The 20,791-nt window shown below is 63.0% G+C and carries 12 protein-coding genes and 1 pseudogene; 8 read left to right on the forward strand and 5 right to left on the reverse strand.

All coding sequences use genetic code 11. The features are described 5' to 3' along the window. The first annotated feature begins 51 nt into the window (after nucleotides 1-51). From ACCD05_RS14795 to ACCD05_RS14820, 6 genes are all read left to right on the forward strand, one after another. A complete protein-coding gene (locus ACCD05_RS14795) occupies nucleotides 52-840 on the forward strand; it encodes an SDR family oxidoreductase (RefSeq protein WP_413393586.1) in 789 nt (262 codons plus the stop codon). A gap of 210 nt (nucleotides 841-1,050) precedes the next feature. Then, complete coding sequence (locus tag ACCD05_RS14800) at nucleotides 1,051-2,319, forward strand: efflux RND transporter periplasmic adaptor subunit (RefSeq protein ID WP_413393588.1); 1,269 nt, start codon at nucleotides 1,051-1,053, stop codon at nucleotides 2,317-2,319. Then, nucleotides 2,316-5,432 carry an efflux RND transporter permease subunit gene (locus ACCD05_RS14805; RefSeq protein WP_112980824.1) on the forward strand — a complete coding sequence of 1,039 codons (3,117 nt, stop codon included), beginning with the start codon at nucleotides 2,316-2,318 and terminating at the stop codon, nucleotides 5,430-5,432. Before ACCD05_RS14800 ends, ACCD05_RS14805 begins: the two co-directional genes overlap by 4 nt. Nucleotides 5,433-5,597: 165 nt before the next feature. Beyond that, on the forward strand, nucleotides 5,598-6,890 hold the full coding sequence (locus ACCD05_RS14810) for an Hsp70 family protein (RefSeq protein WP_413393591.1): 1,293 nt from the start codon (nucleotides 5,598-5,600) through the stop codon (nucleotides 6,888-6,890). Nucleotides 6,891-6,949: 59 nt separating this feature from the next. Next, nucleotides 6,950-7,831 carry a uracil-DNA glycosylase gene (locus ACCD05_RS14815; protein ID WP_413393593.1) on the forward strand — a complete coding sequence of 294 codons (882 nt, stop codon included), beginning with the start codon at nucleotides 6,950-6,952 and terminating at the stop codon, nucleotides 7,829-7,831. Nucleotides 7,832-8,012: 181 nt separating this feature from the next. After that, a complete protein-coding gene (locus ACCD05_RS14820; RefSeq protein ID WP_018898858.1) occupies nucleotides 8,013-8,162 on the forward strand; it encodes a hypothetical protein in 150 nt (49 codons plus the stop codon). A gap of 187 nt (nucleotides 8,163-8,349) precedes the next feature. Here the strand turns inward: ACCD05_RS14820 and ACCD05_RS14825 are convergent. Continuing rightward, nucleotides 8,350-8,829 (reverse strand): annotated as a pseudogene (locus ACCD05_RS14825) (hypothetical protein); the annotation flags it as partial. 262 nt (nucleotides 8,830-9,091) lie between these two features. After that, a complete protein-coding gene (locus tag ACCD05_RS14830) occupies nucleotides 9,092-10,024 on the reverse strand; it encodes a DMT family transporter (RefSeq protein WP_413393595.1) in 933 nt (310 codons plus the stop codon). Between the two features lie 352 nt (nucleotides 10,025-10,376). Between ACCD05_RS14830 and pepN the strand changes: the two genes are divergently transcribed. Continuing rightward, nucleotides 10,377-13,025, forward strand: coding sequence for an aminopeptidase N (gene pepN, locus ACCD05_RS14835; protein ID WP_413393597.1), 2,649 nt, complete (start codon nucleotides 10,377-10,379; stop codon nucleotides 13,023-13,025). Nucleotides 13,026-13,205: 180 nt separating this feature from the next. After that, entirely contained in the window at nucleotides 13,206-15,527 is a 2,322-nt protein-coding gene (locus ACCD05_RS14840) for a PAS domain-containing sensor histidine kinase (protein WP_047513585.1), read from the forward strand. 52 nt (nucleotides 15,528-15,579) lie between these two features. Here ACCD05_RS14840 and ACCD05_RS14845 read toward each other — a convergent pair whose 3' ends face one another. The 3 genes from ACCD05_RS14845 to ACCD05_RS14855 all read right to left on the reverse strand — a co-directional run bounded on the left by ACCD05_RS14845 (nucleotide 15,580) and on the right by ACCD05_RS14855 (nucleotide 20,734). Further along, complete coding sequence (locus ACCD05_RS14845; protein WP_413393599.1) at nucleotides 15,580-18,534, reverse strand: bifunctional [glutamine synthetase] adenylyltransferase/[glutamine synthetase]-adenylyl-L-tyrosine phosphorylase; 2,955 nt, start codon at nucleotides 18,532-18,534, stop codon at nucleotides 15,580-15,582. A gap of 122 nt (nucleotides 18,535-18,656) precedes the next feature. Continuing rightward, nucleotides 18,657-20,060 (reverse strand): sensor histidine kinase, encoded by a 1,404-nt coding sequence (locus tag ACCD05_RS14850; protein ID WP_047513591.1) that lies wholly within the window; start codon nucleotides 20,058-20,060, stop codon nucleotides 18,657-18,659. Beyond that, nucleotides 20,057-20,734, reverse strand: coding sequence for a response regulator transcription factor (locus ACCD05_RS14855; RefSeq protein WP_156144896.1), 678 nt, complete (start codon nucleotides 20,732-20,734; stop codon nucleotides 20,057-20,059). The genes ACCD05_RS14850 and ACCD05_RS14855 overlap by 4 nt, the downstream gene beginning before the upstream one ends. Nucleotides 20,735-20,791 lie beyond the last annotated feature (57 nt).

Below are 20,791 nucleotides of genomic sequence, written 5' to 3' on the forward strand. Positions count from 1 at the left end.
TTTTGATCCTCGCGCGCCCTATAAACGGAGCGAACAACAGGAGACTTCAAAATGGATCTGGGCATAAAGGGCAAGCGCGCGCTCGTGCTGGCATCGTCGCGCGGACTTGGCCACGGCATCGCGGTCGCTCTGGCGCGCGAAGGCGCCAATGTGCTTTTGTGCGGACGCAGCGGCGAAACGCTGGAGGCGAACTGCAAGGCGATCAATGCCGAGGGCAAGGGCAAGGCCGACTGGATCTGGGCCGATCTTTCGGAAGAGAACTTCGTCGAGACGGTCACGACCGCAGTCAAGAGCAAGCTCGGCGGCGTGGACATCCTGATCAATAATACCGGCGGCCCGACGCCCGGCACCACCGAGGACATGACGGCCGATCGACTGGAGACCTATTTCTTCTCGATGGTGCTCCGGGTGATCACGCTCACTAACGCGCTGCTGCCCGGCATGAAGGAACAGGGGTGGGGCCGCATCCTGACGGTGGCGTCGTCAGGCGTGATCGAGCCGATCGGCAATCTCGCGCTTTCCAACACCCTGCGCCCAGCGCTTGCCGGCTGGAGCAAGACGCTGGCCACCGAAATCGGCCGCTTCGGCGTCACAACCAACCTGCTGCTCCCCGGTAGCATCCTGACGAGCCGCCTCGACGATCTCGACGGCGCCGCCGCCAAGCGCACTGGCAAGAGCATCGAAGACATTCGTGTCGTCAAGGAAGCGGCCATCCCGGTCGGGCGATATGGCAAGGTCGAGGAGTTCGCGGCGACCGCCGCCTTCCTGTGCAGCCAGCAGGCGAGCTATATCACCGGCAGCCTGGTGCGCTGCGATGGCGGCGCGGCGCGATCCCTCTGATCGCAAACGACAATCGGGCGTCAGCGACTGACGCCCGAGCTCGGTTGCGTCACATTCACGCGATCGCCTGTTGTTTAGAATATGCGAACATTACGAAAATTTAAGCCATTCTAACCACTTAGTGATGCCCCTGTCGGGATTGTGTCTTTTTCGTGCCGCAATAAAAGTGGTTGAATAAGTCATACTCAACAGCCCCCGACCGGTATCAACATGAAGAAACTCTGGATCACCACCTGCCTTGTTGTCGCAGCCGGCTTCGGCGCGTGGCACTATAAGGATCGCATACCCTATCTCTCGCAATTCGGACCGAAACCGACCGCACAGGCCGACGCCTCCGGCGGCAAGCAGGCGGCAGGCGATGGCGCGCAACAGGGCGGCGACCAGAAGGGCAAGGGGCGCAAGGGCGGCGGGCCGACGCTGGTGAAAACAGTGGCCGCGGTGAAGACCGTGCTGCCGCGCGATGTCACGGCATCCGGTTGGGCCGACGCTGACGACAACACGACGATTGCCGCGCAGGAACAGGGGCTGGTGACCGAGATCATCGCCACTGATGGCTCAACCGTCAAACAGGGCGACCTAATCGCCAAGCTCGACAACCGGACGGCACAGGCCGCGGTCGACAAGGACAATGCGATGATCGTGCGCGATACCGCGACGGTCGCCGAGGCCGAAACAGCGCTCACGCGTGCCTCGGACCTTCTCACATCGAAAGCCGGCACGCAGCAGACCTACGACCAGGCCAAGGCCGCGCGCGACACCGCCGTCGCCACCGTGCAGGCGGACAAGGCGACGCTCGCTTCCGATCAGGTACTGCTTGAACATACCGACATCCGGGCGCCGTTCGACGGCCGCCTTGGCGACGTCGCCGTCAGCCCCGGCGCCTTCGTGACGGCAGGTGCGACGATCGTAACGATCGCGAAATACGACCCAATCTACGTGAAGTTCCACCTGCAGGAGCGTGATCTCCGGCAGCTCAAGCTGGCGCTCGCCGCCGGCCCCGTCGACGTGACCACCGTGCCGCCATCAGGCAAGGGCAAGCCGCGCACCGGCCACATCAGCTTCTACGACAACACCGTCGATACAGCATCCGGCACCATCCTCGCCAAGGCGAAATTCGAGAATGCATCGGGCGCGCTTTGGCCCGGCCAGTCGGTCAACATCGTCGTGCATTTCAACAACAACGAACAGCAGATCGTCGTGCCGACGGTAGCGGTGAGCCCCGGCGCCGACGGCTTCTACTCGTTCGTCGTCAACGACGAAAAGGTGCGGCTGGCGCCCGTCACCGTCGCCCGCGCCAATGGCGGCTATACGGCGATCTCGGCCGGTCTTTCGGAAGGCGACCATGTGGTCATCGAGGGACAGGCGCAGCTCGTCGACAAGCAGGCCGTGAAGGAAGAATTCGATAGCAAGGCGATCAACGTCGCCTCGGCGGATCAGCCGAAGTCAACGGAAACCATCGTGGCGGGCACGGAAGAATGATACCAAATTTCTGTATCCGGCGCCCTGTCGCCACCACGCTTCTCGCCATCGGCGCCGTGCTTGCCGGCATCGCCGGCTATCAGCTCGTGCCGGTGGCAGCCTTGCCGCAGGTCGACTTCCCGACCATCAACGTCTCGGCGGCGCTGACCGGCGCCTCGCCGAAGACCATGGCGACATCCGTCGCGACACCGCTCATCAAGCAGTTCGAGACGATCCCCGGGATCAGCGAGATCAGCGCCACCAACTCGCTCGGCAATACCAGCATCGTGCTGCAGTTCGATCTCAACCGCAGCATCGATGCGGCTGCCGCCGACGTTCAGGCAGCGATCTCGCATGCGACGCGGCAGCTGCCCGACAACATGACGACGCCGCCGAGCTATAGGAAGACCAACCCGGCCGACGCTCCCGTCATGCTGCTTGCGGTGCAGAGCGATACGATGCCGCGCAGCAAGCTCGACGATGTCGCGGAAAACATCATCTCGCCCTCGCTCTCCACCCTCCCCGGCGTGGCCGAGGTCTCGGTCTTTGGCGCGCAGACCTATGCCGTGCGCGTCGAGGTCGATCCGAACAAGCTGCTCAACCGCGGCCTCGGGATCGATACGGTCAACAAGGCGATCCAGGCTGCCAACAGCCAGGTGCCCGTCGGCACGCTGCAGAACGACAGCCAGAGTATGACGATCACTGCCGACACGCAGCGCACGAATGCCGAGCAGTTCCGCACCCTCGTCATTGCCAATCCCGGTGGCGCGCCCATCCATCTCGGCGATGTCGCCGACGTTGAGGACAGCGTTGAGAACCAGAACACCGGCAGCTGGTACGACGGCAAGCAGAGCATCATCCTGGCAATCCAGCGCCAGCCGGATGCCAACACGGTTGCCGTGGTCGATGCGATCAATGCCAAGCTGCCGGCGCTGCATGCCGAGATACCGGGATCGGTGACGACGCAGGTGATGAACGATTCGGCCAAGCCGATCCGCGACGCGATCTCGGATGTGAAGTTCACGCTGTTCCTGACGATCGGCCTCGTCGTTCTGGTCATCTACCTCTTCACCGGCCACCTGACGGCGACGATCATACCGGGCCTTGCCGTGCCGCTGTCGCTGATCACCACCTTCGGCATGATGTATGTGCTGGGCTACAGCGTCGACAACATCTCGCTGCTCGGGCTGACGCTCGCCGTCGGCCTCGTGGTCGACGACGCCATCGTCATGCTCGAAAACATCCTGAGGCATGTCGAGGACGGGATGCCGGTTCTCGAGGCCGCCATTAAGGGATCGGGCGAAGTCAGCTATACGATCATTTCCATGTCCGTCTCGCTGATCGCGGTCTTCATTCCGATCCTTCTGATGGGCGGCGTGGTCGGGCGTATCTTCAACGAGTTCGGCATGGTGGTGGCGATCGCCATCGTGGCATCCGCGATCGTGTCGCTGACGGTGACGCCGATGCTTGCCTCGCGGCTCGGCAGCGGCCATAGCCAGCCGCCCTTCTTCATCCGCTGGTTCGATGCCGGCTTCGAGCGGACTCTGCGCGGCTACGACCGCTCCGTCGCCTGGTGCCTGGCACACCGCCCGGCCATTCTCGGACTGTTCCTCGCCTCGGTCGGCCTGACGATTTACCTATTCATGACGCTGCCGACGAGCTTCTTCCCGACGGAAGATATCGGCCGCCTCAACATCTCGACCCGAGCCCGCCAGGATATCTCTTACCCGGCGATGAAGGATCTACAGAACCAGGCGGCGGCACTCGTCAAGCAGAACCCGGCGGTCAATCACGTCATGTCGATCGTCGGCGGCAATGCCCGCAGCCCGCTCAACAACGGCACGATGTTCGTCGAACTGAAGGACAAGAAGGACCGGCCGCCGCTCGACCAGACGCTGCGCGAACTGCGCGCCAGCATCAGCAAGATCCCCGGCCTGCAAGCCTTCATCACGCCGCAGCAGAGCTTGCGCTTCGGCGGGCGGCAGACGGCCAGCCAGTATCAGCTGGTGGTTCAGGCGCTGAGCGCCGACCAGACGAACCTCTGGGCCAACAAGATCCAGCAGGCCATGCACGGCGATCCGCGCTTTACCGACGTGACATCGGACGCGCAGAACAACGCGCTGCAGGCCGAGATCAAGGTCGACACGGAAAAGGCCGCCGCCTTCGGCATCACCGACGACCAGCTGCGCACGACGCTGCAGGAATCCTTCGGCGGTTACGCGGCCGCGCAGATCCAGTCGACCGGAGACAGCTACGACGTGCTGGTCGAGTACGACACCAACGCACCCTGGGATGACCAGAAGCTGCAGGACATCCGCGTGGCGTCTTCGAGCGGCGCGCTCGTTCCGCTGTCGAACTTCGCGACCGTCGAACGCACGACCGGGCCGGTGACGATCAACCAGACCGGCCAGCTGGTCTCGACCACGGTGTCGTTCAACCTGCCCGCCGGCGAAGCGCTCGGCGACGCGACGGCGGCGATCGACCAGATCAAGAAGGACATCGACATGCCCTCGGACGTCTTCACGTCCTATGGCGGCACGGCGCAGATCTTCGAGCAATCGCAGGGGAACACGCCTCTCCTGATCCTGGCGGCGGTGCTGACGATCTATGTCGTTCTCGGCGTCCTCTACGAGAGCTTCATCCATCCGCTGACAATCCTCTCCGGTCTGCCGGCGGCAGCCCTCGGCGCGCTTCTGGCATTGAGGGTGATGAACTTCGATCTGTCGATCATCGCGCTGATCGGCCTCCTGATGCTGATCGGTATCGTCAAGAAGAACGCGATCATGATGATCGACGTGGCGCTGGAGAACCTGCGCTCCGGCACTGGCATGACCTCGTCCGAGGCCATCCACGAAGCCTGCGTGCGGCGTTTCCGGCCGATCATGATGACGACCTTCTGCGCGCTGCTCGGCGCGCTCCCGATCGCGCTCGGCTCGGGCGCAAGCTCGGAACTTCGCCAGCCGCTCGGCATCGCCGTCGTCGGCGGCCTCATCGTCAGCCAGGCGCTGACGCTGTTCATCACCCCCGTCATCTTCGTCGAGATGGGACGGCTTAGCGACTGGCTGCTCAGCCTCGGGCGGAAGAAGACAGAAGAGCAACACGAGGAGCCCACGCGGGCCATCGCGGCGGAATGATCGAGACGGGCGCCCATCGGCGCCCGTTTCATTTTGCGCTTCCGCGTCTTGAATAAGACGAACCGCTGTGGCATCACGCGCCCTCTTGAATTCGGGCGTCCCTTGGCGCCCTGGCGGAGCAGTTGCTCCAGTCTCCAGCAACGATCGACATTGAGAGGTGCGAGCATGGCTCAAGCGCTAGGTTTGGACTTTGGCACGACCAACACCGTACTTGCCACCGCGGATGGGAAGACCACGCATTCCATGGGCTTCACCAGCTCGGCGGGCGAAAGCGACAGCATGCGCACCGCGCTGTCCTTCATGAAGGACGGCAAGCTCGGCGCATCGGCGCTGAAGGTCGAGGCAGGCCATGCGGCGATCCGCCAGTTCATCGACAATCCCGGCGATTGTCGCTTCCTGCAGTCGATCAAGACATTCGCCGCCAGCGCCCTCTTCCAGGGCACGCTGATCTACGCCAAGCGCCACAGCTTCGAAGACCTGATGGAGGTATTCATCCGCCGCCTCAGCAATTATGCGGGCAGCAATTGGCCGTCGGACGTCGCGCGCATCGTCACCGGCCGGCCGGTGCATTTCGCCGGCGCGAGCCCCGATCCGGTGCTGGCGACGCAGCGCTACAACGAGGCGCTGTCGCGCTTCGGCTTCCCCGAGGTGCACTATGTCTATGAGCCGGTGGCGGCCGCCTTCTACTTCGCGCAGAACCTGAAAAGCGACGCGACGGTACTGGTCGCCGACTTCGGCGGCGGCACGACCGACTATTCGCTGATCCGCTTCGAGACCGTCGCCGGCCAGCTGAAGGCAACGCCGATCGGCCATTCCGGTGTCGGCATCGCCGGTGACCACTTCGACGCGCGCATCATCGAGAACGTCGTCGCGCCTGAAATCGGCAAGGGGAGTCATTTCAAGAGCTTCGACAAGATCCTTGAAGTCCCGACCAACTACTACTCCAGCTTCAGCCGCTGGAACCAGTTGTCGATCTTCAAGACCTCGCGCGAATACGAAGACCTGAAGAAGCTTGTCAGAACCGCGCTCGAACCCGAGAAGCTGGAGCTCTTCATCGATCTCGTCGACCACGACGAAGGCTACCCGCTCTACCAGGCGGTCTCGGCCACGAAGATGGCGCTGTCGGCCTCCGAGGAAGCCGAGTTCAACTTCTCGCCGCTCGGCCGCGCCGGAAAGCGCATGGTGGCCCGTGCGGACTTCGAGAGCTGGATTTCGGACGATCTCGCCCGCATCGAAGGCGCGCTTGACGATGTGCTCGAAAAGACCAACACGGAAGCGGGCGCGATCGACAAGGTTTTCCTCACCGGCGGCACATCCTTTGTCCCGGCCGTTCGCCGCATCTTCACCGAGCGCTTCGACACCGATCGTATCGAGACCGGCGGCGAGATGCTCTCGATCGCGCACGGTCTGGCCCTGATCGGCGAACGCGACGATATCGCGCAATGGACGGTGCAATAGGCCGGGATGTGTCGGCTGCGCACTTTCATTGAGGCCTCAGCTTCGGTAATGTCGCGCCCATGATCTCCGTCAACGACCTCTCTCCAGGCGAACTCGCAGCCCTTCTGCATTTCCATGCGGACGCCGGTGTCGAGTGGCTGCTGGAGAACGAGGCCGTCGATCGCTTCGCCGAATTCGAGGCGATGAAGGCGGCGCGCCGCAGCGCCGCCCCTGCCCCACGGGCGGAGGCACGCGAGACGGCATCCCGCGCACCAGCGGCTTCCGCACAACGCGCTGCGCCCCAGCCTGAGCGCTCGGCGCAACGGCCTCAGCCGGCGATCCCTGACGGCGAGGCGATCCAACAGGCGCGTTTCGCCGCCGAAAGCGCGCGTTCGCTCGCGGAACTGAAGACCGCGCTCGAAGCCTTCAACGGCTGCAATCTCAAGCACAGCGCGCGCTCGACGATCTTCGCCAGTGGAGATGCTGCGAGCGGCATCATGCTGATCGGCTCTGCACCCGGCGCGGAGGACGATCGCGAGGGGCAGCCGTTTGCCGGACGCCCCGGCCAGCTGCTGGACAAGATGCTTGCCGCGATCGGGCTCGACCGCGCGGGCATCCTGTTGACCCAGGTCATTCCGTGGCGCCCGCCGGGCAACCGCGTCGCCTCGCCCGCCGAGATGGATATCTGCCGTCCCTTCATCGAGCGGCAGATCGCGCTTGCCGAGCCGAAAGTGATTCTCCTGCTTGGGAATTTTGCCGCTCGAGTGTTTTTTGGCGAAGGCGACACGATTCACGGCCTGCGCGGCCAGTGGCGCGAAATTGCCGCAGGCGACCGTGTCGTCCCCGCCATCGCCACTCTGCATCCGCAGGACCTGTTGACCGCGCCGGTCAATAAGCGCTTGGCCTGGAACGATTTATTGGCTTTTCAGGCGAAACTGACAGAAATCAATTCTGCCTCCTAAATAACCAACATTGACAGATTTGCGACGAAACCCATGCGCAAAACGCATGCCTGCCGCGTATTCCTATGCCTTGTGAAATCTATTGTGCGCTGCAATATTAGCGTTGTGTCTTGGGAGGAATCACTAAGGAACCAAGGCAATGAGCAACACTCGTCGTCCTACACACTGCAGATTTGAAACCTTGAGAAACGCAAACAGCAACGGCCGCACCACGCAGAGCTACTGCCGTACCGGCTTCGCCACCAACGAGCAGATGATCGCTCGTGGTACTGGCGCAAGCGGTCGCATCGTGCGCCCCGCTGCCATCTTCGCGGACTTCCAGCAGTATTGATCGCAGGGCGCGGCCACTCGCCGTCCCTGCCGTTTATCGGCTTATTCTCATGACGACACGCCTCATCTCACTTCTCTGCAAGATCGACGCCATCGAGCATATCCGCGCAGCCGTGTGCGCAGCGGAAGCCTACGATCGCGAATCCTGACGCGTCGCCATCGGCGCACGCCAGAGCCGCCGCAGCGGCCTATTTCTCTCCCGACATCTGACTTGCCGCGTGAAACGCCTGATCGACATAGGCGAACTTGATCGCCTGCCACTGGCAATATTCCTCGACGAACGCGCGCGATATCCATAGCGACGGCTTCTTCATATCGACGTCCCACCCCATGCAGCCATCCTGCGCCGCCTTGGCGAAGAGGCGCTGCATATGCGTGCGCGATATCATGAAGTCGGCTGCCAGCGCCCTGCTGTCGATCGGCCCGACGAAGAAGCGGTCGGGATGCTGCTCTTCCGGGTCGATCCTCGACATCAGATAATCGACGATAAGCCCGCCGGCGTCGTTCCACATAAACATGGCAACCCGCTCCGGCGGCTCGCGCCAGGCCGTGTCGCGCAGGCAATCACGCGCGATGCGCGGCTGCATCAGCCCTATCCACTGAGGGTTTGCCTCAAAGCGCTCCGCCCTATTGCCGTCGTCGAGGACGTCGAGCGCGAGCAGGTTGGAACTTGGGGTCGGCGATCAAGTCTGCGGCACTAAACGGCATTGGTCTCCCGGACGGCACTCGACTTGCCCATGCACAAGCTCAACAATGCGAAGCCGTCACTTATTCTCAACATCATGACATATAAATAAATGAAAATTGTTCATGTTCACAAAGCATGCGCAATCGCCTGGCGCTACCCTCAAATTTTGTAGGGACGAGCACGCGACGTCAAAAATGCATGAATTTTGCGACACTTAGCCGCACCATTTCGTGAGAATCGCGTTACGGGGAACTGGCTTTCCGCGCAGCCGCCCGCTCAAGCTCCAGCTGATGCTCGCGGTAGATAATGAAAATGCCAGCAGAGACGATGACGGCGGTTCCGATCAGCATGCTCGTGGTCGGGATATCATCGAACACGAAGTAAGCGAGCACACTTCCCAAGACGATCGATGTGTATTCGAATGGCGCGATCGTCGAGACATCCGCGTGGCGATAGCTTTCCGTAAGCAGGATCTGCGCGATACCGCCGCAGAAGCCGGCGGAGATCAGATAGAGTTGCGGCGCGAGATCAAGCAGATCCCAGCCGAAGGGTACAGTGAACAGCGAAAACACCGAGGCGGTGATCGAGAAATAGAGCACGATCGTCGAGGTCTTCTCTTCTTCCACCAGCTTTCTCACCTGGATCATCGCCAGACCGCCGAGAACGGACGCCAGGAGCACCGTAACGGCGCCGATTGCCTGCGCCGTCTCCACGCCGCCATCACGAAAGAGTGTAAGCTTCGGCCAGGACACGATCGCCACGCCGATCAAGCCGACAAACACCGCGCTCCAGCGATAGACGCGCACCGTCTCGCCAAGAAGCAGCGCGGCGAAGATCACCGCGATCAGCGGCAAGGCATAGCCGAGCGCGATCGCCTCGGGCAGCGGCAGGTGCAGCAGGCCATAAAAGCCCAGGCCCATCGAAATGATGCCAAGCGTGCCGCGCTTGAGGTGACCGACAGGATTGGCGGTGTAGAACGACGTCTTCAACTGTCCGCGATAGGCCAGAAATGCCATGATCGGGAACAGGGCGAAAAACGACCTGTAGAAGGTCACCTGGCCGGGCTGGATGCCGGCGCCAGCAAGCTTGATGAAGGTCTGCATCGCCAGAAAGAAGACGACGGAGGCGACTTTGCACGCGATACCTCGCATCGGGTTTTCGAATACCGGCCGCATGTCAGAAACTCGCGAATTCACCAATTGAACGTCGGGGGATCGCACCGGATTCGATGCATGCTCACTTTGACAGGGTTTCTGCCAAAGAACAGGTGAAAACGCCATATGCGCGAATTTGGTCGTCTTTTTGCCCAGACCATCCCATTCAGCGCCCAGATCGCCTCACACGAAGCGGATCATAGCGTCGGAGAATGCGCCTCAAGTATCTCCGGCACTGGCGTCGCTAAAACCCCGCGAAACTGCCTCTGGCTTTAGCTTTAGTTCAGACTTTAGTGTAATTATACCAATCAAATTTTACGGCAGAGCGCCCACTCTGTTTGCGAAGCATTGTCTAAAGGTCTCAGGGAATATCATGCGCACAGATACCGGCCAGGTCATCAATCTGGCAGATTACCGCCCCACCGATTTCGTACTCGAGCGCGTGGATCTGACGTTTGAACTGGACCCGACCGCGACCAAGGTAGATGCCCGCCTGATCTTCCACCGCCGCAAGGGCGCCGATCCCAAGGCACCGCTCATCCTCGACGGTGACGAACTCGCCCTCTCCGGCCTGCTCTTCGACCAGGCGGAAATGAAGCCCAGCCAGTATACGGCGACACCAGACAGCCTGACGATCCGCAACCTGCCGAAATCCAAGCCGTTCGAACTGACGATCACCACGATCATCAATCCCGAGGCGAACACCAAGCTGATGGGCCTCTACCGCACCAACGGTGTCTATTGCACCCAGTGCGAGGCCGAAGGCTTCCGCCGCATCACATATTTCCCCGATCGCCCGGATGTTCTGGCGCCCTATACGATCACCATCATCGGCGACAAGACCGCCAACCCGGTCATGCTGTCGAACGGCAACTTCCTCGGCGGCGCCGGTTATGATGAAGGCCGCGCATTCGCCGCCTGGTTCGATCCGCATCCGAAGCCGAGCTATCTCTTCGCGCTGGTCGCCGGCGATCTCGGTGTCGTCGAAGACAAGTTCGTCACCATGTCGGAACGCGAAGTCACGCTGAAGATCTACGTCGAGCATGGCAAGGAAGCGCGCGCCGCCTATGCCATGGATGCGCTCAAGCGCTCGATGAAGTGGGACGAAGAGCGGTTCGGCCGCGAATACGATCTCGACATCTTCATGATCGTCGCCGTGTCGGACTTCAACATGGGCGCCATGGAGAACAAGGGCCTCAACGTCTTCAACGACAAGTACGTGCTGGCCGATCCGGAGACCGCGACCGATCAGGACTACGCCAACATCGAAGCGATCATCGCCCACGAATACTTCCACAACTGGACTGGCAACCGCATCACCTGCCGCGACTGGTTCCAGCTCTGCCTGAAGGAAGGCCTGACGGTCTATCGCGACCACGAATTCTCGGCCGACATGCGTTCACGCCCGGTCAAACGCATCGCCGAAGTGCGCCATCTGAAGTCCGAGCAGTTCCCCGAAGATGGTGGCCCGCTGGCGCATCCGGTGCGCCCGACCACCTATCGTGAGATCAATAACTTCTACACGACAACGGTCTACGAGAAGGGCAGCGAAGTCACGCGCATGATCGCGACGCTGCTCGGCAAGGACCTGTTCAAGAAGGGCATGGATCTCTATTTCGATCGCCATGACGGCCAGGCCGTCACGATCGAGGATTTCGTCAAGTGCTTCGAGGATGCCAGCGGACGCGACCTGACGCAGTTCTCGCTCTGGTATCATCAGGCCGGCACGCCGCTCGTCACCGCATCCGGCAGCTATGACGCTGGCGCCAAGAGCTTCACGCTGTCGCTTGAGCAGATGGTTCCCGCAACGCCCGGCCAGAGCGACAAGAAGCCGATGCACATTCCGCTCAGCATCGCGCTCTTTGCCGAAGACGGCACGCCGCTCGAGCCTTCCTCGGTCGATGGGGCCGAGTATGGCGACAACGTTCTTCATCTGACCGAGCGCAGCCAGAAGGCCACCTTCAAGGGCATCGGCTCGCGGCCGATCGTGTCGATCAACCGCAGCTTCTCCGCCCCGATCAACCTGCATTTCGATCAGTCGCCCACGGATCTGGCGCTTCTCGCCCGCTTCGAGACCGATCATTTCGCGCGCTGGCAGGCGCTGACCGATCTCGCACTGCCGACGCTGCTTGCAGCCGCCCGCGATGCGCGTGACGGCAAGCCGGTCGTCGCTTCCAAGGACTTCGTCGAAGCCCTGCTTGCAGCAGCAGCCGACGAAACGTTGGAGCCCGCCTTCCGCGCCCAGGCGCTGGCGCTCCCCAGCGAATCCGACATCGCCCGCGAACTCGGCGGCAACAACGATCCTGACGCCATCCACGCCGGCCGCTCCGCCGTGCTGCAGCAGGTCGCCGATGCCGGAAAGAGCGTCTTCGCCGCACTCTACGACAGCATGACCACGCCAGGCGATTTCAGCCCCGACGCCAAGAGCGCCGGTCGCCGTGCGCTCCGCAACAGCGCGCTCACCTATCTGTCCTACGCCGAGAATACGCCTGATCGCGTGAAGGCCGCCTTTGACGCCGCCAACAACATGACGGATCTGATGCAGGCGCTGACGATCCTCGCGCACCGCTTCCCCGACAGCAGCGAGGCGGCCTCAGCGCTCTCCACGTTCCATGACCGCTTTGCCGGAAACGCGCTTGTTATCGACAAGTGGTTCTCCGTTCAGGCGACCATTCCGGGCGCAAAGGCGCTCGATCGGGTGCTGAAGCTGATGGACAATCCGCAGTTCAAGCGCACCAACCCCAACCGCGTCCGCGCGCTGGTCGGCACGTTTGCCTTCGGCAACCCGACCGGCTTCGGGCGCGCGGATGGAGAGGGCTATCGCTTCCTCGCCCGCGAGATCCTCGACATCGACATACGCAACCCACAGTTGGCGGCGCGCATCCTCACCTCGATGCGCTCCTGGCGCTCGCTGGAGCCGGCAAGAGCCGAGCATGCACGCAAGGCGCTGACCGAGATCGCCGAAGCACCGGCGCTCTCCACCGACGTTCGCGACATCGTCGAGCGCACCCTCAAGGGGTGATTTGCAAAGCGAGGCGGCCGAGCCTGTCGAAGCCGCCTCCCACGCATGCTGGAAAAATCAGCACTTAGAATCGGTTAACAGATTTTTACCTTTTCCTCTGGACAAGGCGAATCACCAATGATTCATTGAGTCAGGTTCGGGCGAGCGGCGCAGCGAATCACGAGGGACAAGGCTCAGAAAATGATGAACGTGCGGCGGGCAACCGTGGCCGAAGGACGGCTGCGTGTCGATTTCGAGAGCTTCCGCGCCTGGCGTGAGAGCTTCACCGGCAAGGCTACCGCGACCTCACGACCATCCTCTACCCGAAATTACACGCATGCCGAGGCCGTGTTGAAGCGCGCCATTCCTATCCTTATCGTTGCATTTTTGACCGTCGTCGCAGCCTCGCATTTCTTCGGCATGCTCTCCGAGCACGACCGCATGCAGGCAGCCGCCCGCCACTCCACGGCGCTCGCAGCCGCCACCGCCGCAGCAGCCTTCGCAGATTCCGCTGCGATCTTCGACAGCGGTAACGCAACGGAAGGCCAAGCCCGCCTCGCCCGCTTCCTGCCGCAGGACCGGCTCGACGACGACGCCTTCGTTCTGCTCGTGCAGTCGAGCGGCAAGGTCTTCGCGGCGTCCGCCGCCGGTGCGGCCTATGTCGGCGCCGGTATCGGCGATTTCTTCTCCGAGGTGTCCGCGATCCGCCGCTTCGGCGACCGCGCGGGCGTGATTGAGACCACCATCGCCGGCCGGCCGCACTACGCGCAGATCACGCTCATCGGCGACAGCGGTGGCTATGTGGTCGCGGCAACCTCGCTCGATCGGATCAGCCAGCTATGGCGCGAGGAGCTGACGCTCAACGTCACGCTGTTCGCCGGAATTTCCTCGATCCTGCTGGTCATCCTCTACGCCTATTACATGCAGGTGCGGCGCGCCCGCCATGCCGACGAGATCTTCGTCGAGTCCAACCAGCGCGTCGAGACGGCGCTGTCGCGCGGCCGCTGCGGCCTTTGGGATTTCGATTTCGATCGCCGCGAATTCTTCTGGTCGCGCTCGATGTACCAGATGCTCGGCCTTCCAGGCGGCGACGGCAACATGTGCTTCGGCGACGCCGCCCGACTGATGCACCCCGACGACAGCGGCATCTACGAGATCGCCCGCTCGGTTGCCCGTGGCGACGCCGAGCAGATCGACCAGATCTTCCGCATGCGCCACGCCGCCGGCCACTATGTCTGGATGCGCGCCCGCGCGCAGGTCATCCGCACCAATGCCGGCCAGGTGCACATGATCGGCATCGCCATGGACGTGACCGAGCAGCACCGCCTTGCACAACGCTACGCCGAAGCCGACCAGCGGCTGGCGGACGCGATCGAGAGCACGTCGGAAGCCTTCGTGCTGTGGGACAAGAACGATCGGCTGGTGATGTGCAACACGCACTTCCAGCAGGCCTACGGCCTTCCCGATAGCGTGCTGGTGCCGGGCACCGAGCGCGCCGCCGTCAATGCCGCCGCCGCCCGCCCCGTCATCGAGCGCCGGATCGCCGACGCCCATGGCAACGGCTATTCGCGCACCAGCGAAGTGCAGCTCGCCGACGAACGCTGGCTGCAGATCAACGAACGGCGCACCCGCGACGGCGGCATGGTTTCCGTTGGCACCGACATCACGCTTCTGAAGCGCAACCAGGAGCGCCTGCGCGATTCCGAACGTCGCCTGATGGCGACGATCGGCGACCTCTCCTCCTCCCGCCAGACGCTGGAACGGCAGAAGTCGGCACTGTCGCTGGCGAACGCCAACTATCTCTCGGAAAAAGAACGCGCCGAGGCCGCCAACAAGGCGAAGTCGGAATTCCTCGCCAACATGTCTCACGAGCTGCGCACCCCGCTCAACGCCATCCTCGGTTTCTCCGAGATCCTGCAGGACGAGATGTTCGGTCCGCTCGGCTCCGCCAAGTACGACGAATATGCTCGCGATATCCATCACAGCGGCCGGCACCTGCTGAACGTCATCAACGACATTCTCGACATGTCGAAGATCGAGGCAGGCCACATGAAGCTTCAATGCGAGACGATCGACCTCGCGCCGCTCATCGAGGAAAGCCTGCGCTTCACCGCGATCCCGGCCAGCGAAAAGCGCATCGAGATCCAGCAGCGCATCTGCGATGGCATGACACTCAACGCAGATCGCCGGGCGATGAAACAGATCCTGCTCAACCTGCTTTCCAATGCCGTGAAGTTCACCGACGAAGGCGGCCGGATCGCGGTGCGCACCCGTCGCACGTCAGTCGGCGTGATGCTGACCATCGCCGATACCGGCATCGGCATCCCGACGACCGCGCTCAGCAAGATCGGCCAGCCCTTCGAACAGGTGCAGAACCAGTATGCCAAGAGCAAGGGCGGCTCCGGCCTCGGGCTCGCCATCTCGCGCTCGCTGACGACCCTGCACGGCGGCCGCATGAAGATCCGCTCACGCGAGGCGATCGGCACGGTGATTTCGCTGCTGATCCCGGATAGCGCTGCATAAAGCTTCGCATGTCGGCGCCGCAAAACCGCTACACACTTTTGCGCGACATGCGCTACGCCTTCACCACCGCCTGAAAGACCTTCCGCACCGTCTTCGACAGCTGCTTCATCTCTCCCTCGAGCGTCTTGATGTCGGGGCAATCGCCGGCACGGCAGACGAGATCGATGAGACCCGCCGGCGCATCCTTGGGATCGAAGGGACCATCGATGCAGAGCCGGATCAGTTGCGACAGCTCGGTGTAGAGCCCGAAGGCCTTGCTGCAGCTATCGACATCGGCCGATGCCATCAGCGGCGCTCCCAGCTGCTTCAGCGCTTCGCCGGTGCTGATGCCATTGACCTTGACCGCGACATCCTTCGCCGGCGCGATCAGCGCCAGATATTGCGCGATGAACTCGATATCGACGACACCGCCGGGGATAAGCTTCAGGTCCCACATGTTGGCCGGGGGCTTCTCCTGCTCGATCAGCGCGCGCATCTCGGCCACATCCTTGGCCACCTTGCGCACGTCCCGCCGTGTCGACAGCACCTCCTCGATCACGCGCTCGACGTCACCGATCAGGCTGGCATCGCCGCAGATCAGCCGCGCGCGGCTGAGCGCCATATGCTCCCAGGTCCACGCTTCCTCGCGCTGGTATTTCGCGAATGAGCTGACGCGCGTGGCGACGGGCCCCTTGTTGCCCGAAGGGCGCAGGCGCATGTCGACCTCGTAGAGCACGCCCTCGGCAGTCGGCGCCGACAAGGCGGCGATCAGCCGCTGGGTGATGCGGGTGAAATAGCGCACCGCATCCAGCGGCTTGGCGCCGTCGGATTCCTCGGCCGCATCGTCGTAGTCGTAAAGCAGGATGAGGTCGATATCGGAGCCCGCGGTCAGCTCGAAGCTTCCGAGCTTGCCCATTCCGGCGACGGCGACGCGGCCACCAGGGAACTTGCCGTGCGCCGCCTCGATCTCCGAGAGCACGGCATTCAACGCCGCCTCGACGATCAGATCGGCGAGGTGCGTAAACGCGCGGCCGGCCATCGCGCCATTGATCGAGCCCGTCAGCAGGCGAATGCCGATCAGGAAGCGCTGTTCGGCGGCGAAGATGCGCAGCCGGTCCAGCACTTCTTCGTAGTAGCGTGCCTGCTGCAGCGAGCCCTTGAGGCGTCCCGCCAGATAGTCGCGCGTCGGAAGCTCGGCCATCAGGCCCGGATCGAGCATGCCGTCGAAGACATGCGGCCTCGCGGCAATGACCTCTGCGAGCTTCGGCGCCGCCGACATGATATAGACGATCAGCGAGAGCAGCGCCGGATTGCTGCCGAGCAACGAGAACAGCTGGATGCCGGCGGGAAGCCCTGAGATGAAGCTGTCAAACCTCAGGATTGCCTCGTCGGCACGCTTGCTTTCGCCGAACACGCGCAACAGCTCCGGCGTCAGTTCGGTCAGCCGTTCACGGGCCTCGACCGATTGCGTCGCCTTGTAGCGCCCGTAGTGCCAGGTGCGGATGACGCGTGAGATGTCGGAGGGGCGTTCGAAGCCGAGCTTGCGCAGGGTGACCAGCGTGTCGGGATCGTCGTTCTGGCCGGTGAAGACGAGGTTGCCCGTCTCCGTCGACAGCTTGGTCTCCTGCTCGAACAGCCGGGCGTAGCGACGCTCGACGGTCCTGAAAACCTCGACAAGGCGCTCGGAAAAGCTCGGTGTGTCGCTGAAGCCCATCATGTAGGCGATGCGCTTCAATTCGCCCTCAGTCTCGGGCAGCAGGTGGGTCTGCTCGTCGCGCACCATCTGGATGCGGTGCTCGACGTCGCGCAGGAACCAGTAGGCGTCCGTCAGCTCCTCGCAGGTCTCCTCGTCGATCCACTTGGCCTTGGTGAGCTCGTGGAGCGTTTCCTCGGTGGCGCGCGAGCGCAGCGCCGGCATGCGTCCGCCGGCGATCAGCTGTTGCGTCTGGGCGAAGAACTCGATCTCGCGGATGCCGCCACGGCCGAGCTTGACGTTATGCCCCTTCACCGCGATCGCGCCATGCCCCTTATGGGCATGGATCTGCCGCTTGATCGAATGGATGTCGGAGATCGCCGCGTAGTCGAGATATTTGCGGAAGACGAAGGGGGTGAGATCGCGCAGGAAGCGGTCGCCGGCGGCGATATCGCCGGCAACGGGGCGGGCCTTGATGAAAGCCGCGCGTTCCCAGTTCTGCCCCCTGCCCTCGTAATAGACCATGGCGGCATCGATCGAGACGGCCAGCGGCGTGGCGCCGGGGTCCGGGCGCAGCCGGAGATCGGTGCGGAAGACGTAGCCGTCGCCGGTGCGCTCCTGCATGATACGGACCAGCCTGCGCATCAGGCGCGGGAAGATATCGATCGCATCGTCGGGATCAGACAGGATGCCCGCCTGCTCGTCGAAGAAGACGACGAGATCGATGTCGGAGGAATAGTTGAGCTCGCAGGCGCCGAGCTTGCCCATGCCGAGCACGACGAGACCCGACCCTTCGCTCGGCCGCGCCACGTTCTTCAGCTGCAGCTTGCGGGCCTCGTGCGAGGAGAGAAGCAGATGATCGATCGCGGACGAGACCGTTGCCTCGGCAAGCCGGCTCAGCCACGCCGTGGTCGTGCGGCCATCGAAGATCCGGGCGAGATCGGCGAGCGCCAAGAGAAAGGCCACGTGCCGCTTCACAATGCGCAGGCGGCCCATGATTTCGCTCTCGCTCGGTGACGCGCCATCGCGCGGCATCCAGGCATCACGCGCTTCCGAGATCAGCGCCTCCAGGCGCGGCTCGAGCGGCTCGCTGATGGCGATGGTGAGGATGCCGGGATCGATGTTGGCGATGTCGCGCAGATAGGGCGAGAGCGTCAGTGCGGCGGAGATGAAATCGCGAAGTGCGCCCTCGGTCTTCAGCATATCGGCCACGACGGGTTCGTCGGCGCCGATCTTCTGCAGATCATCAAGCACGAGCTTCAATTCGGTCTTGCTCAACGGCTTCAACAGGCCGTCGACCACCTCGCTCAGGCTGTGCGTCGAATTCGTCAGCATGCGCCCTCCCTGGCAACAGGCAGCGAAAGTCGAAGCAGAATCAAAGCCGCTCGCCGCCTGAGGCTAAGTTAGGGTCTGAGACGCAAATGGCCAACAGACAAATCGGGGTAGCGCGGAAACGCCTACTTCAGGGGAAAGACCAGCGTGACGGCAAGGCCGCGATTGGTCGCCGCATCCGGGTCGGTATCGCTGAGTTCCAGCTTGCCGCTGTGCAATTCCATCACCGCTTCGACCAGCGACAGGCCAAGGCCGGTGCCGGGCTTCGAACGGCTCTCGTCCAGCCGCACGAAGCGCTTGAGTACGTCCTCGCGCTTGTCTGCAGGGATGCCGGGGCCATGATCGGCGACCTGAAGGCAGATGGCATCGGGACGGCGTGTCAGCCGCAGCGAAACTTCACCGCCCGCCTCCGCACCCGCGGAATACTTCACGGCGTTGTCGATCAGGTTGAAGATCGCCTGGCCGATCAGTTCGCGGTTGCCCTGCACCTCGATACCGGGCTCGATATCGGTGGTCATGGCAAGGCCCGCCTCGTCGGCCACCGGCTCGTAGAGTTCGGCGCTATCGGCGACGATGGCCGAGAGATCGATCGTCGACATTTCGGCGGCCACCGAGCCGGCCTCGACGCGGGAGATCATCAACAGCGCGTTGAAGGTGCGGATCAGCTGGTCGGATTCCGAAATGATCCCTTCCAGCGCCACGCGGCGCGTATCGGCATCCGGCGTATCGATCGCGTCCGCCGCCTTGTTGCGCAGGCGTGTCAGCGGCGTCTTCAGGTCGTGGGCGATGTTGTCGGAGACCTGGCGCAGCCCTTCGTTCAGCTTCTCGATACGGCCCAGCATGGTGTTCAGCGACACGGAGAGGCGATCGAACTCGTCGCCGGAGCCGCCGACCGGCAGGCGCTGCGAGAGATCGCCGGCCATGATCTTCTTGCTCGCCGCCGACATGCGGTCGATGCGCTTCAGCGCGTTGCGGCCGATGCCGAACCAGATGATGACGGCGCCGAGACCCATGATCGCCAGCGCGACCATCAGCGCCTGCCTCACGAGCACGCGGAACGCCTCCGGCTCGCCGAGGTCGCGGCCGATCAGGATGCGCAGGCCATTGTCGAGCACGTTGATGTTGGCGACAGCCATATGCGGCTTGCTCTGGCGTCCTTCCGCATATCGCTGATAGCGAAACGGCAGGCTGGTCCAGCCCTGCTCGTCGAGCACGCCCGGCTGGACGGAAGCGACGTTGCCGGCAAGGATGTCGCCCGAGGGGCCGGCGATGATGTAGAGATTGGCGCCCGGCTGGCGGGCGCGGCGCTCCATGGTCCTCAGAAGCAGGTTCATGCCGCCATTGTCATAGGCGCGCTGAACCTGGTCGACTTCCTGCTGCACCGCCTCGCGGATCTGGCTGGTCAACAACCGCTCGGACATCGCCGTCACGTAGAAGACGAGCGTTGCGGCGCAGATGGCGAAGAGCAGGATGTAGAGAGCCGAAAGGCGGACTGCCGTGGACTTGAAGAGAACCCAGAAGCGGTTCATCCGTCATCCTTGATCATGTAGCCGGCGCCGCGAATGGTCTTCAAGAGCGGCAGGCTGAAATCCTTCTCGATCTTGGAACGCAGCCGCGACACATGCACGTCGATGACGTTGGTCTGCGGATCGAAGTGATAATCCCAGACGTTTTCGAGCAGCATGGTGCGGGTGACCACCTGGCCGGCATTCTTCATCAGATATTCCAGCAGGCGGAACTCGCGCGGCTGCAGCGGGATTTCCTTGCCGCCACGGCGCACTTCGTGGGCGAGACGGTCGAGCTCAAGATCGCCGACACGGTAGACGACGTCCTGATCGGGCGTGCCCTTGCGGCGGCCGAGAACCTCGACGCGCGCCAGAAGCTCGCTGAAGGCATAGGGCTTGGGGAGATAGTCGTCGCCGCCGGCGCGCAGGCCGGTCACGCGGTCGTCGACCTGGCCAAGGGCGGAGAGAATGAGAACGGGGGTGTGGATGCCCTTGCGGCGCAGCTCGGCGATGACAGAAAGGCCATCGCGGCGCGGCAGCATGCGGTCGATCACAAGCACGTCGTAGGTGTTTTCGGTCCCCATGAAGAGGCCGCTTTCGCCGTCGCTTGCATGGTCGGCGACAATACCCGCCTCACGAAAGGCTTTCGTGAGATAGGCCGCCGCTTCCAGATCGTCTTCGATGATGAGAATCTTCATGCGGCCGACATTACCCGCCGGCTGTGTTTCGGCAAGGCTCAAAGCGTGATCGTCTTG

Source organism: Rhizobium sp. Rhizsp42 (assembly GCF_047304155.1).
Lineage (GTDB): Bacteria > Pseudomonadota > Alphaproteobacteria > Rhizobiales > Rhizobiaceae > Rhizobium.